Genomic DNA, 13,116 nt, shown 5'->3' with positions numbered 1-13,116 from the left:
GTGAAGGGGGCGGTTTTATCAGCCTTCGAGCCAGCTTGTTCGACGGCGCAGGGTTGACGTAGAGGATCACCTTCACGCCGGAAGTGACCGATGCGCTGCCCACACTGCTCTTCGACCGCGACGGTCGGGCGTTCGGACCGAACGGTGCAGGGCTATCGGCGGTTTCGCTGCCGAGGATGGCGGAACCGTCCAGCGCTCGGGCGTCGCTCCGCCGCCACCGGCACCGTGGAAAACGCCGGGTCCCACACAAGGTGCGAGATGCGGCCGGCCCATGGATGCTTCCATCACCGACCGCTTAGGCGCCTGATCGAGTGCGTCACCCGCCTTTGTTAAGGCGCCGCGAGGTCAGCGCGACAATGTCAGGAACAGGTTCGGCAGGAGGTCCGCCAAACGCTCGACGTGATCGACTACGGTGCTGTTGCGGACCCCGAACATGCGCGTCAGGTATTTCCGACCGCCGGGATCAAGCCCGATCCCGAAGGCATCGATCCCCTGCGCGGCGAGAGAGAACACGGCCTGCCGCGTATCCTCAACCAGCAGGCGGCGGTCAGCGACATCAATGTCCGAGGGTTCGCCATCGGTCACAACCAGCAGCAGACGGCGATGGCTGGATTGTCGGCCGAGCAGGCGCCCGCCGTGACGCAACGCCGCTCCCAGCCGGGTCGACAGGCCGGGCCTCAAGCTCGCAAGGCGCGCCATGGCCGCGTCGTCGTAAGCCTCCCGAAAGTCCTTCAGCCGGTAATAGCTGACGTCGTTTCTCCCGTTCGACCGGAATGCATGGATGGCGAAGCGATCCCCAATGCGGTCCAGCGCGGTAGCGAAAAGCGCGGCGGCATCCCGTTCCACCTCCAGCACTGGACGGATGCCATCCGGCACCTGATCGCCGGTCGAGGCCGATACGTCCAGCAGCAGAAGCGCCGACAGATCGCGGGTACGGTGCTGCAGCGCGGCGTGTATACGGGGGTCGGGAATCTCGTTGCGGCAGCGGCTCACCATAACCTCTATGCACGCATCCAGGTCCAGCCGATCGCCCTCCAACTGTCTATGCAGGCGCTGCGGCCGCCCGACGCCGGCGGCGCGCACCAGCGCCGCCAGACGATCAGCGACAGCGGCGTGGCGTGTGGCGGCGTTGCGGACCTCGGCGGGATCCCCGACGCCGGGTACCCGTTCGACGACGCGAACCCAGTTCGGCCGCTCCCGGGCGATGCGGTAATCCCATTCGGAGTACAAAGCCGGCGGCGCCGCCATCTCCTCCTCACCGGCGGGACAGCCCGGCGCTTCGGCGACAGGCGCCCGCTCTTCGGCCTCGATGCCCAGCGAGGTGTCGTCGGGCCTGCCATCGTCGCGTTCCTCACGCTCGGTACGGAGGGACTCGTAGGCGGTTTCGCCCTCCGCCGACGCCGGCACGTTGGATTCCCACAGACCAAGGTTGTCGTCGCGATAGGCCGGCTCCACGACGTGCGTCTTGGGATTGAAGGACAGCCTCATCTGGCCAAGGTCGTTGCCCAGAAGTCCGCCGACGCGACGGCTGAACTCATGCGTTTCCCATTCCGCGCGTCCGTCGAAGAACAGGCTTCGGCCCTTGCTCACCCAGGCGTCGCCATCGTCGTAGTCGGGATCGATCAACGCCCGCGCCAGCCGGGCCATCAGGCCCGGAGCGTTTGGAGTGCCCCCACCCTCGGCCACATGGAAGGGACGCCACACCTGGAGCAGTCCCGGATACTCGCGCATGGCCAGATGCTCGACGCGCGCGTCCTCGATCAGCGAGACAAGAGCCACTTGGACGGGCTTCAACGTGCCGACCGGGAACCGTGGGCTGGAAAAGCGAAGATGCGCTCCGGCATGGACCAGGGCGGCGCGATAGAGACCGGCGGCTTGATCGGCATGGATACCGGGCAGGCTGTCTGGAACCCAGATCAACCCGTCGGTCAAGCGAAGGCGGCGGGGCGGCATGCCGTTCGCGTCGGGCCGCATCGGCCGGATCGGTGCGCGCAATCGCCAGAGGGCCACCAGAAAAGCGCTCAGCCGACGCTCGAATGGGGCGAAGGGAACCGGTGGAACAGTTGGGTGCTCGCTCATGCCGGCGCCTCAAGCGGCGGCTACGGCGATGGCCGCGCGAACGGCGTCCCGGAGATCGGCATCGTCCGTGATCGGAAGGACCAGCGCGATGTCGCAGGCCGTCGCGAGCGCCACGCCGCGCGCAACCAATCGGGCCGCGTGGATGAGCATGCGGGTGGAAGCCCCTTCGCGCAGGCCGTGGCCTTTCAGATTGCGCGAGCTGGCGGCGATGCGGACGAGCCGCGCAGCGACCTCTTCCGGCACTTCGGCCTCGGTACAGACGATCCGCGTTTCGGCATCGAACGACGGATGGCCGAACTCGATCGCCGCGAAGCGCTGTTTGGTAGACTCCTTCAGGTCTTTCAGGACGCTCTGGTAACCGGGGTTGTAGGAAATGACGAGCTGGAAGTCGGGATGGGCGGTCACCAACTCGCCCCGCTTCTCCAATGGCAGGACACGGCGGGAGTCGGTCAGTGGATGGATGACGACGGTGGTGTCCTGGCGCGCCTCGACAATTTCATCGAGGTAGCAGATCCCGCCATGCCTCACCGCCTGGGTGAGCGGACCGTCGTGCCATACGGTGCCGCCGGCATCCAAGAGGAAGCGACCGACCAGATCCGACGCGGTCATATCCTCGTGACAGGCGACGGTCACCAGCGGGCGGCCGAGCCGCCACGCCATATGCTCGACGAACCGGGTCTTCCCGCTGCCCGTCGGCCCTTTCAGCATCATCGGCATACGCGCGCTGTACGCGGCTTCGAACAGCGCAATCTCGTTGGCGATCGAGTGGTAGTAGGGTTCCTCGGTGATCCGAAATGCGTTCAGTGCCATCGGCGCGCGTCCTTGTTGTTTCCCGCTTCCCGGGATGGAGCCCGGAGGATGCGGACCGGGGCGGAGCCCCGGCCCCCTGCCACTCCGCCTCAGCGGTGGAGCGCCGTCGCCGCGTTCGGGATACCGTCGATCGGGCATTCCTCGGTGCCGACGGTGCTGCGCGTGAAGGCTTCGACCTGGGCGCGGGTCGCCTCCGGATCGGAGATCCACTGACGGTAGAAGTCGTAGGCGCAGGCAGCCTCGCCCTTGTCGCCCTCACCGGAGTTGATCTTGCCGGTGTAGCCACGGTGGACGAGCTTGAAGAGGTGGTTGTTCGACTGGCCGTTCTTGCGGAAATCCCGGATCAGCGAGGTGGAGAGCTGGGCGTACTGGATGCCGTACTCCTCCGTTCCGCATTCACCGAGCGACCGGCCGTCGAAGCCGACGATCGCCGAGTGGCCGAAGTAGGAGTACACGCCGTCGAAGCCGGCGGCGTTCGCCACGGCGACATAGACGTTGTTGGCCCAGGCCATCGCCTTGGCCATGGTGATCTGCTGCTCCTTGGCCGGATACATGTAGCCCTGGCAGCGCACGATCAGCTCCGCCCCCTTCATGGCGCAGTCGCGCCAGATCTCCGGAAAGTTACCGTCGTCGCAGATGATCAGGCTGATCTTCAGTCCCTTCGGCCCCTCCGAGACGTAGGTGCAGTTTCCGGGGTACCAGCCTTCGATCGGCACCCAGGGCATGATCTTGCGGTATTTCTGTACGATCTCGCCCTGGTCGTTCATCAGGATCAGCGTGTTGTAGGGCGCCTTGTGCGGATGTTCCTCGTGCCGCTCGCCCGTCAGCGAAAATACGCCCCAAACCTTCGCCTTGCGACAGGCCTCGGCGAAGATCTCGGTCTCGTCGCCGGGGATGGTGGAGGCCGTCTCGTACATCTCCTTGGCGTCGTACATGATCCCATGCGTCGAGTATTCCGGGAAGACCACGAGGTCCAGGCCCGGCATTCCGACCTTCATGCCCTGGACCATCTCCGCGATCTTGTAGGCGTTATCCAGAACCTCCTTCCGAGTATGCAGGCGCGGCATCTTGTAGTTGACGACGGCGACGCCGACGGTGTCGTTGCTGCTCGTGATATCACCATGCAACATTTTGTCTCTCCTTGGGGAATGGTAAGTTCTTGATCGGGTTTGGTCCGGCACGGACCAGATGTGCCGGTGAGGGGAACGCGGGGGTGGACTGCTGTGGAGGTGGCGCCGGTCACACCATCATGTGACGGTGCACCAGTTCGTCCGTGAGAAGGGCGGTGTCGCCTTGGGCGGCCACGCGCCCCTTATCGAGCATCAGGAAGTGCTGCGATGCCCGACGGGCGAAGCGCACGTTCTGTTCGACCAGGACGATCGTCAGCCCGTGTTCGCGGTTGAGGGCGACGATGATGTTCTCGATCTGCTCGACGATGTTGGGTTGGATGCCCTCGGTCGGTTCATCGAGCAGCAGGACGGACGGATCGGCGGCCAGGGCGCGCGCGATGGCAAGTTGCTGCTGCTGCCCGCCGGACAGGTCGCCGCCACGGCGGTTGAGATTGTCCCCCAGGTAGGGGAACAGCTCGAACACGAGGGGCGGGATGACGCGCTTGCCATCCGGGCGGGCGAAACTGCCCATCAGAATATTCTCGCGAATGCTGAACCGGCCGATGATCCCCCGCCCTTGCGGGACGTAGGCGATGCCGAGTTCGGCGCGGCGGTGAGTCGGTTCCGCGCGAATGTCGCGGCCGCCCAAGCCGATGGTGCCGGTCGCCCGATCCGTGAGCCCCATGATGGTGCGCATCAGCGTCGTCTTGCCGACGCCGTTGCGTCCGAGCACGCTGAGAACCGCGCCGCGCGGAACCGAGAAGCTGACATTCTGCAGCACCGGGCTGCTGCCGTAGAATGAGGTGACGCCTGTCATGTCAAGCATGGGAGATGCCTCCGCTGCCCAGATAGGCCTCGCGCACCTTGGGATCGTTCTCGATCGCCTGGATCGGGCCCTCGGACAGGCGGCGGCCTTGGTGCAGCACGGTGATGGTCTCGGCGACCTCGCGGACGAACCCCATGTCGTGCTCGACCACGATCAGGGTGTGCCGGCCGCGCAGCCGCTGGAAGATGGCGGAGGTCTTCCCGGTTTCCTGGACGGTCATGCCGGCGGTCGGCTCATCCATCAGTATCAGGGCGCTGTCCTGGACCAGCAGCATGGCAATCTCCAGCCACTGCGTCTGGCCGTGCGACAGATGCGCCGCCTGGGTGTCGAGCGCGTCCTCAAGCCCGACGATCTCCACCACCTCGGCAACCCGCGGGCTCGGTCGGCGGCTTGGGAAGACGCACAGTGTGCGCCACGGCTCCGGGTGCCGGGAGCGCGCGATCTCCAGATTTTCGCGGATGGACAGCTCCTTGAACACGCTGGGAACCTGGAACTTGCGGCCGACACCCAGCCGCGACCGTCGGTATTCCGGATCCTGCGTGATGTCCCGACCGTCGAGCAGGATGCGTCCGCCGGTCGGCTGGGTTCGGCCGCAGATCAGATCCAGAGTTGTGGATTTGCCGGCGCCGTTCGCACCCAGCAGGCAGCGCAATTCACCGCGTTCGATCGACAGGTCCAGGCCGTTGACGGCCTTGAACCCATCAAAGCTGACCTCAAGCCCCTGCAGTTCGAGATAGGCCATGGCTTTTCCCTTTCAGCGGCGGTTGAGCAGGGCAGAAGGCGCCCGGTCGGCAGCCATTCCCCGCAACCGGCCGCTCAGCCGCGCACCGAGGTTGTGGACCAAGCCGGCGAGACCATTGGGCAGGAAGACCACGACGAGGATGAACAGCGCGCCAAGAATGAGCTGCCAACTATTCAGGAAGGCTTCCGACAGGCTGCCCTGGGTACCGTTGACCAGGATGGCGCCCACCGTCGCCCCGAGAAGCGAGCCACGTCCACCGACGGCCGCCCAGATCACCATGGAGAGGCTGAGCGGCACGCCCATGAATGTCGGCGAGGCGAACTCCAGCACCATCGCGTAGAGCATCCCGGCCACGCCGGACATGCCGGCGGAGAGCGAAAAGGCGAGACACTGGTAGGAGGCCATGTCGTACCCGAAGAACAGCACCCGGTCGGTGCCGCCGCGGATCGCCCGCAATACCAGCCCGGCTTTGCTGCGGGTGAAGACCATTCCCAGCATGAGGAAGAACGCGAGCGATCCGGCGGACAGGTAATAGAACGCGGGGCTGTAGGGGTCGAACTCGACGCCGCCCATCTCGAACCAGGCAAGGTCGGTGATGCCGTTGAGCCCACCGGTGTATGCCTGCTGGTCGACGAACACCAGGTTGGTCACCGCCAGCATCGCCAGTGTGATGATGGCGACGTACACGCCGGCGATGCGCGCCCGGAACATGAACCAGCCGAGCAGCGCGGCGACCAGCGCCGGAAGCAGGACGGCGGCGGCGAGCGCGAACAGGCCGGAATGGAAGGGCTGCCAGAACCAGGGCAGATGGTCGAGGTTGTTCCACACCATGAAGTCCGGAAGCCCGGCCGATCCAGTATGGACCGGACTGGTCTTCAGCTTCAGGTGCATCGCCATCGCATAGGCACCCAGACCGAAGCCGACCCCCTGCCCCAGGTTCAGGATGCCGCAATACCCCCAACTGAGCGCCAGCGCCGCCGCCGCCAGCCCCAGGGCCAGATAACGGGCGAACTTGTTGAGAAGAAAGGGATCCGAGACGAAGGACGGGACGGCGAGAATGGCGCCGCAGAACAGGATGTAGGGAAGGAACTGAGCGGCCGAGGTGATGCGCGGCATGGACACTCTCCAGGCGATGGCCGGCCGCGGGACGGGCTCCGCGCGGCGGTCGTGACGATCGGGCAGGCTGGTCACGGCAGGCTCCTCACCGGCGTCCCGTGGCGGCGAACAGCCCTTGCGGCCGGAAGCGGACGAGAACCACGACGCCGAGGAAGACCAGCGCTTTCGCCAGCGTGTCGTTCAGCAGGAACGCGAAGCCGGCCGTCCCTCCGCCGATCAGGCCCGCACTGGCTACGGTGCCGAACAGGCTGCCGACGCCGCCGACCACCACGACCATGAAGGCATCGACGACGAAGTTCGTGCCCATATCCGGCGCCACGCTCTTGATCGGTGCGATCAGCGCTCCGGCGAGGCCGGCAAGTCCCGATCCGAACGCGAAGGTCAGGGTGAAGATACGGGCGCTGTCGATGCCGTAGCAGCTTGCCATCTCGCGGTTCTGCGTCACCGCGCGCAGCTTCATGCCGAATTCGGTGCGCTGCACGACGAACCAGGTCAGCCCGAGCAGGGCGGCGGAGAAGGCCAGGATGAACAGCCGGTAGCTGGGGATGGCGACACCGGCGAGGTCGATGCTGCCTGCGAGCTGATCCGGGGTTTGGACGTAGCGCAGGTCGGCCCCGGCGGCCAGTCGCACCGCCTGCTGCAGCATGATTCCGATGCCCCAGGTGGCGAGGATGGTGTCGAGGGGACGCCGGTAGAGGAAGCGAACGATGGTGCGCTCGACGGCCCATCCGGCGGCGGCCACCATCAGGAAGACCACAAGCAGGCACGGAAGCAGGGTCAGGCCGAGCGTGGATTGCAGAAACCAGGTGGCGTAAGCACCGAGCATGACGAATTCGCCATGCGCGAGGTTGATGACGCCCATGGTGCCGTAGATGATGGCCAGGCCGAGCGCCACCAGGAGCAGCACCGACCCGATGCTGAGGCCGGTGAAGAGCTGGCCGAGGAGAATGTCCATGGAACCTCCTTCGGGCGACGCCGCAGAGCCGGCGGCCTCGCGCCATGCGTTGCGCGCTCAGGTGCCCTTCAAACCGTCCTTGGTGCAGCTCTGGCCTGGATAGGCCCAATAAGGCTCGGGTTTCACCCAGTCGGCGGACTGCTGGATGACCTTGAACTGACCGTTGGACTGGGCCTGACCGATCTTCGGCCAGAGGTAGCAATGCAGGGTGTCGGCATCGACCTTGACCCGGCCCTGCGGCGCCTGGATCTCCAAACCGCTGGCCGCGTCGCGGATGTTGGTCGGCGTGATGTCGCCGATCCCGAGCTTCTCCACGGCCTGCCGGAACAGGTGCACCTGGAAGTAGGCGGCTTCCGAGACAAAATGCGTCACCGAATCCTTGCCGAACCGGCGCTGATAATTTTCGATGAAGGCGGCGTTCTCCGCCGATTCATGACCCATGAAGTATGGGGCCGACGTAAAGTGGCCGGCGGCGTATTCACCTCCCATCGCCGCGATCTCAATCTCGGAGGTGGTGAGGCTGGCCATCGGCATCGTGTCGGGATTGAAGCCGGCCGCCTTGTACTGCTTGTGCAGCGCGATCACGCTGTCGCCGACCACGGTGGAGAAGATGACGTCCGGCTTGGTTTCCCTGAACTTGTTGAGCACCGAGCCGAACTCCGAGTGCCCGAGCGGCACATACTCCTCGCCGACGACCTCGCCGCCCAACTCCTTCAGCAAGATCTTGCAGACATTGTTCTCTTCCTTCGGATAAATGTAGTTGGAGCCGACCAAGTAGAACTTCTTGCCGAAGGTTTTCACCAGCCAAGGAATGAAATCCTTTTGCTGCTGGTTAGGCACTGCGCCAGTGTACATGACGGATTTCGAGCACTCGCGGCCCTCGTACAGGGTCGGATACCAGTAGAGGTTCTTGCGCTTCTCGAACACCGGCAGCACCGCCTTGCGCGACGCGGAGGTGTAGGAACCGAAGACGGTGGCGCAGCGGTCGTTCAGTACCAGCTTGTTGGCCTTTTCCGCGAAGGTTGCCGGATCGGAGGCCGGGTCCTCGATCACGGGAACGACCCGCATCCCATTGATGCCGCCGGACTTATTGACCTCGTCGATGGCCATCAGGGTCGCGTTGTGCAGCGACTTTTCGACGACCGCCGTGGTGCCCGTCAGCGAGAACAGCACGCCGACCTTGATCTCGTTACTTGCCGCCCAGGCGAAGCCGGATTGCTTGGTCCAGATGTGCGGCACTCCCGCCGTACCAGCGGCGCCCAGAATGGCGGCGGATTTCAGGAGGTGTCGTCGGGTAAGCGTCATCTGTCGCTCCTTTCGTTGCGTCTTTCAGTGGTGATTCTTTCGTTTGCACACGCCCCAATAGGTTTCGTGCGAAAGGTGCCCCATCGTGACAATCGCCTGCTGGGCCGTCACTGGCATGCGACGTCACCCGGCGTCATCGGCGGGTGGTCGAGAGAATGGCTCAAGACAAGACCGCGCAGCTGCGCAAATACCGCGCCACTCACACAGTCTTCTGAAAATCAGAAAAAAAGCCCCTGTACTGGTTTTCAAACCATTACGGGGCTTCATTGCCAGCTTGTAAGCCCGGCGACACTGACGGGATCAAGCAAACTTCATCTGTACTTGTAATATGATCGCATAACTGACATGCGGTCAACAGATTTCCGTCAAGGGTATCGACTTTCTCTGGAGAGAATCTCACTCGCGTCTATAACTGCGGAGGCGACGGCTTCGATGGTGGTGCGACGCGCCATGGCCCGCTCCCGCAACAGGCGATATGCTTCGTCCTCGCTGATTCGACGGCTGTCCATCAGGATTGCCTTGGCTTTGGCAACCTTCTTCAGCCCGTCGAGCCGCCGCTCGGCTTTGGCCAGGCGGCGCTGCATTCTGTGCGCGCCGGCTGCCGCATGATGAGCCAGAAACATGGTGGTGAGTAGACCGAACGGGCGCACCGGTTTGCCCACGAAGCCGCGTGCGCCATGCTCGACGAGAGCTTCCAGCACAGTCGGGCTCTCATAGTCGAGCAACGCGATGATGGGAGGGCCGTCTGCGTCCACCGACCAGGAAAGCTTTCCCTGTTCGGAAAGGAGCTTGGTCATGTCGAGGAAGATCAGATCCACACCGGTGAGGCGTTCCTGCGGGGGCGGCCAGTGGACAGATACCTCGCACCCGATGCGCAGCAGCTGGCGCAGCAACTCGTCCATCTCCGTGTCCTTGGGGTGGACCACCGCCACGCGGAAGTTGCGGATGTCGCGGAGCAGATCGATGGTCATGCGTTGTGCGCTCCGGTGCGCGGCCGCGTCATATCAGGCCTCCGCCGGCCAGGGATTCGGCTTTTCCATGGCGCCGCTCACGTCGTGATCGACCCTATAGGGGTCAGGTTTGACCGGAACGTCGGCCGAAGCCACGATTTCAAAACGTCCATCGGCGCCCACACGTCCAACACGCGGCCATAGGTAGGTGTGGTGATTGTCGGGATCGATGCGCACCCTCCCCTGCGGGGCGTCGTACTCCAGTCCAAGCAGCGCCGCGCGGATGCGCTCGGTGTCCATGCATCCGGTGCGCAGCAGAGCCTGCGCCAGGAGATGCATCTGGAAATATGCAGCCTCGCAGGAAGCGTTCGTTCTCTCACCCCCACCGAATCGATGGCGATAACTGGCCGTGAAGCGCCGGTTGGCCTCGCCATCGAGGGATTCGAAATAAGGAGCCGCAGTCAGATGCCCGACCGCCGAAGCTACGCCCATTGCGTCGATCTCGACTTCGGTGGTGGTCAGGCTGGCGATCGGCATCCGGCCTGGGTCGAAGCCCGCCTCGGCATAGGCATGATAGAGATGCGCCGTCGCCTGCCCGACCACAGTAGAGAAAACGACGTCTGGCTGCTTGCGGTGAATGTCACGCATGATCGTGGTGAAGTCGTCAAGCGACGCGTCGAGCGGCACGTACTTCTCGGCCAGTATTTGCCCTGCACGCTTGGCAATCAGGTCCCGCATATTGCGGTTTGCCTCGTGCGGAAAAATATAGTCCGAACCGACCATGTAGACACGCGCTCCATAGTGCTCGACCAGATATTCAACGAGTTGGCGGCCACTCTGGTTCGGCGCGGCGCCGGTGTAGATGGCATTGCGCGAGCATTCGAAGCCCTCATAGAGCGTTGGGTACAACAGCAGGCCGTTGCGCCTCTCGAGCAGCGGCAACACCGCTTTACGCGAGCTCGACATATAGCAGCCGGCGATCACCTCGACCTGCTCCTCGTTAAGCAGGCGCCCGGCCAGAGCGCGAAAGCGCGCCGGGTCGGATGCGGGGTCGAACGCAATTGGTTCGATCGGACGGCCGCCTACTCCGCCGGCAGCATTGATCTCTTCGATCGCCAGAAGGGTGCCGTGCAACTGGGTCCGTTCGATGTCGGCAGTCACCCCCGACTGTGAGAACAGGAGACCGATCCGCCAGGTCAGCTCGGAACTTCCGCCTCGCCGCATGCGCGCTCATTCCCCCGCTTGAGGCAGGCCGCTCGACGGGACCTGCGCAGATGGGGTCGATGCCATGGCGTCGATGCGGGCGCCCCTGACACCACGCGTAATCACACCACGCATAATCGCGGTTTCCAGGGCCGGCATTTTGCGCGCCAAGCTGTCCAGACTGGTCATGGACATGCCGCAGGCTGCGGCGAGGTTCCCGAGAAGCGCCGCCGCCCTATCGAGCAGCGTGAAAGATTTTTCAAGGTTGCTGTCGGTCGACATGCAACATCTCCTACGGCGTGCCTCATGATCCGACGGCATCGCAGCCAAGCCGCGACGCCGCCGGATGGTGGTCAGCCTGCCGGCCGAATGTTCTGGTCAGTTCCCCGCCCAGACCGCCGGTTTGCGCTCGATCCACGGCACCGCTGCTTCAAGCTGGCTGGCCAGGCGGAACAGCAGATCCTCGCGTCCAAATCCGGCTACGAACTGGGCCCCGACTGGCAGGCCGCTGTCGGTGTCCGTGAACAACGGCATGGACATCGCAGGCAGGCCTGCGACATTGGCGAGCGCAGTGAACGGGGAGCGGCGGAACACGCGGTCGACCCACTGCAATCCGTCGAGCGTCTCCTGTCCCTGGTTATACTCGCCGATCGCCGGCGGCAGGTCAGGAACGGTTGGGGTTAGCAGAACATCATATTGTGTAAAGAACCGCCCGATGTGCCGTGTGACGGTGTTGCGAACATTCAGCGCCCCGAGGAAATCAAGACCGGTCACCTTTTGGCCCGACGCGTAGACCGCCAGCGTAGCCGGTTCGAGGATCGAGGGATTGATGGTGCGGCCGGAGACCGACGCGATGAACTCCATCCAGGCCGCCGTATTGGCGGTCCAGAACTGCGCGTTGGCATGGACGAAGCCGTCCCAGCTCACCCCGATGTCGAGGGTGACTTCGTCCACATGATGCCCAAGTCTTTCACACAGACGCGCCGTCCGGCTGGTCGCCGCGGCGACGCCGCCCGCAGTTTTGCTGCCGTTGAGAGGGTGAAGCAGGAGGCCAATCTTCAGCCTGCCGGGATCACGCCCCACTTCGGACAGGTACGGCCGCTCCGGTGGAGTGATGTAATAGGGTTCTCCGACGTCCCCCCCGTGAACGGCATCCAACAGCGCGGCGCTGTCACGGACAGTGCGGCTGACAGCGAACTGAACCGCCAGTCCGCTCCATACCTCGTCCACGGCAGGGCCGTTCGTTACCCGGCCGCGGGTCGGCTTCAGACCGAAGACGCCGACGCTTGCGGCCGGCACACGGATCGAACCGCCGCCATCGGTGGCATGGGCTACCGGCACCATGCCAGAAGCGACAGCCGCCCCGGCTCCGCCGCTTGATCCGCCCGCGCTGCGGCTGGGATCCCAGGGATTGCGAGTAGGGCCGGTGGCCACAGGCTCGGTGGTGGTGCTGATCGCAAATTCCGGCGTCGACGTCCGGCCGAGTGTCACCAAACCGGCGTCGCGGAATCGGCTCATCAGGGATGAATCAAACGGTGCGACAATGGCTTCGGCCAGCCGGCTGCCCAGTTCGTTACGCCGCCCCTCCATGCTGACCGCCAGATCCTTTATCAGAAACGGCACTCCGAAGAAGGGGGGAGTCTGGCTGCCGCCACGCGGTGTTTCGTCGCTCCAACTCTCCACCACCGCGTTCACGGTCGGGTTGACCAGCTCGATGGCCTGGAGAGCGGCCGCTGACACCTCCGCGGCGCTCACCTCCTTGTTCGCGATGAGAGCCGCCAGCCCCAGTGCGTCATGCCTCGTGTAATCCGACAAGTTCATTGGATGCTCCTCCACTTCCCTTCGCATGGGGCCAGGGTGTGCGACGCCGAACGACAATGGCCGGTTTAAGATACTAGTTAGTGCCGTATGGAACCATGCAGTATCTTACGATACCAATCGGTATCTATGTCAAGGACCTTCGGATTGCATGGATGGCAAATCGTCTACAAAAAGTCCGGAGCGCGTCTCCTTGCATCACA

General features: G+C 64.2%; 12 protein-coding genes. All 12 read right to left on the bottom strand.

Translation table 11 applies throughout. The annotated features are described in order from the left end of the window. Positions 1-345: 345 nt before the first annotated feature. Positions 346-2,079, bottom strand: a complete 1,734-nt coding sequence (locus J2848_RS12615; RefSeq protein ID WP_149231365.1) for a nitric oxide reductase activation protein NorD — start codon at positions 2,077-2,079, stop codon at positions 346-348. Between the two features lie 9 nt (positions 2,080-2,088). After that, positions 2,089-2,889, bottom strand: coding sequence for a CbbQ/NirQ/NorQ/GpvN family protein (locus J2848_RS12610; protein ID WP_149231364.1), 801 nt, complete (start codon positions 2,887-2,889; stop codon positions 2,089-2,091). A gap of 89 nt (positions 2,890-2,978) precedes the next feature. Beyond that, positions 2,979-4,019 (bottom strand): aliphatic amidase, encoded by a 1,041-nt coding sequence (locus tag J2848_RS12605; protein ID WP_149231363.1) that lies wholly within the window; start codon positions 4,017-4,019, stop codon positions 2,979-2,981. Positions 4,020-4,128: 109 nt separating this feature from the next. Then, a complete protein-coding gene (gene urtE, locus J2848_RS12600) occupies positions 4,129-4,824 on the bottom strand; it encodes an urea ABC transporter ATP-binding subunit UrtE (protein WP_149231362.1) in 696 nt (231 codons plus the stop codon). After that, complete coding sequence (gene urtD, locus J2848_RS12595) at positions 4,817-5,566, bottom strand: urea ABC transporter ATP-binding protein UrtD (protein WP_149231361.1); 750 nt, start codon at positions 5,564-5,566, stop codon at positions 4,817-4,819. The genes urtE and urtD overlap by 8 nt, the downstream gene beginning before the upstream one ends. A 12-nt stretch (positions 5,567-5,578) precedes the next feature. Next, positions 5,579-6,757, bottom strand: coding sequence for an urea ABC transporter permease subunit UrtC (gene urtC, locus J2848_RS12590; protein WP_253568644.1), 1,179 nt, complete (start codon positions 6,755-6,757; stop codon positions 5,579-5,581). Positions 6,758-6,767: 10 nt separating this feature from the next. Further along, positions 6,768-7,637, bottom strand: a complete 870-nt coding sequence (gene urtB, locus J2848_RS12585; protein WP_149231360.1) for an urea ABC transporter permease subunit UrtB — start codon at positions 7,635-7,637, stop codon at positions 6,768-6,770. Positions 7,638-7,694: 57 nt separating this feature from the next. After that, complete coding sequence (locus tag J2848_RS12580) at positions 7,695-8,942, bottom strand: transporter substrate-binding domain-containing protein (protein ID WP_149231359.1); 1,248 nt, start codon at positions 8,940-8,942, stop codon at positions 7,695-7,697. Positions 8,943-9,307: 365 nt separating this feature from the next. Further along, on the bottom strand, positions 9,308-9,913 hold the full coding sequence (locus J2848_RS12575) for an ANTAR domain-containing response regulator (protein WP_149231358.1): 606 nt from the start codon (positions 9,911-9,913) through the stop codon (positions 9,308-9,310). 33 nt (positions 9,914-9,946) lie between these two features. Further along, complete coding sequence (locus tag J2848_RS12570; RefSeq protein ID WP_149231357.1) at positions 9,947-11,116, bottom strand: transporter substrate-binding domain-containing protein; 1,170 nt, start codon at positions 11,114-11,116, stop codon at positions 9,947-9,949. A 6-nt stretch (positions 11,117-11,122) separates the two neighbouring features. Beyond that, positions 11,123-11,377: a hypothetical protein gene (locus J2848_RS12565; protein ID WP_149231356.1), complete on the bottom strand. Its 255-nt coding sequence runs from the start codon at positions 11,375-11,377 to the stop codon at positions 11,123-11,125. A gap of 96 nt (positions 11,378-11,473) precedes the next feature. After that, positions 11,474-12,916 (bottom strand): amidase, encoded by a 1,443-nt coding sequence (locus J2848_RS12560; RefSeq protein WP_149231355.1) that lies wholly within the window; start codon positions 12,914-12,916, stop codon positions 11,474-11,476. Positions 12,917-13,116 lie beyond the last annotated feature (200 nt).

Origin of the sequence: Azospirillum lipoferum (assembly GCF_024170005.1) — a bacterium.
GTDB classification, from domain to species: Bacteria; Pseudomonadota; Alphaproteobacteria; order Azospirillales; family Azospirillaceae; genus Azospirillum; species Azospirillum lipoferum.
This window is presented reverse-complemented; position numbering and strand designations above follow the sequence as displayed.

Bases quoted from the DNA above. Each gene is read 5' to 3' on its own strand.
- J2848_RS12615 (WP_149231365.1), bottom strand. From the start codon at position 2,079: ATGAGCGAGCACCCAACTGTTCCACCGGTTCCCTTCGCCCCATTCGAG.
- J2848_RS12610 (WP_149231364.1), bottom strand. From the start codon at position 2,889: ATGGCACTGAACGCATTTCGGATCACCGAGGAACCCTACTACCACTCG.
- J2848_RS12605 (WP_149231363.1), bottom strand. From the start codon at position 4,019: ATGTTGCATGGTGATATCACGAGCAGCAACGACACCGTCGGCGTCGCC.
- urtE (WP_149231362.1), bottom strand. From the start codon at position 4,824: ATGCTTGACATGACAGGCGTCACCTCATTCTACGGCAGCAGCCCGGTG.
- urtD (WP_149231361.1), bottom strand. From the start codon at position 5,566: ATGGCCTATCTCGAACTGCAGGGGCTTGAGGTCAGCTTTGATGGGTTC.
- urtB (WP_149231360.1), bottom strand. From the start codon at position 7,637: ATGGACATTCTCCTCGGCCAGCTCTTCACCGGCCTCAGCATCGGGTCG.
- J2848_RS12580 (WP_149231359.1), bottom strand. From the start codon at position 8,942: ATGACGCTTACCCGACGACACCTCCTGAAATCCGCCGCCATTCTGGGC.
- J2848_RS12575 (WP_149231358.1), bottom strand. From the start codon at position 9,913: ATGACCATCGATCTGCTCCGCGACATCCGCAACTTCCGCGTGGCGGTG.
- J2848_RS12570 (WP_149231357.1), bottom strand. From the start codon at position 11,116: ATGCGGCGAGGCGGAAGTTCCGAGCTGACCTGGCGGATCGGTCTCCTG.
- J2848_RS12565 (WP_149231356.1), bottom strand. From the start codon at position 11,377: ATGTCGACCGACAGCAACCTTGAAAAATCTTTCACGCTGCTCGATAGG.
- J2848_RS12560 (WP_149231355.1), bottom strand. From the start codon at position 12,916: ATGAACTTGTCGGATTACACGAGGCATGACGCACTGGGGCTGGCGGCT.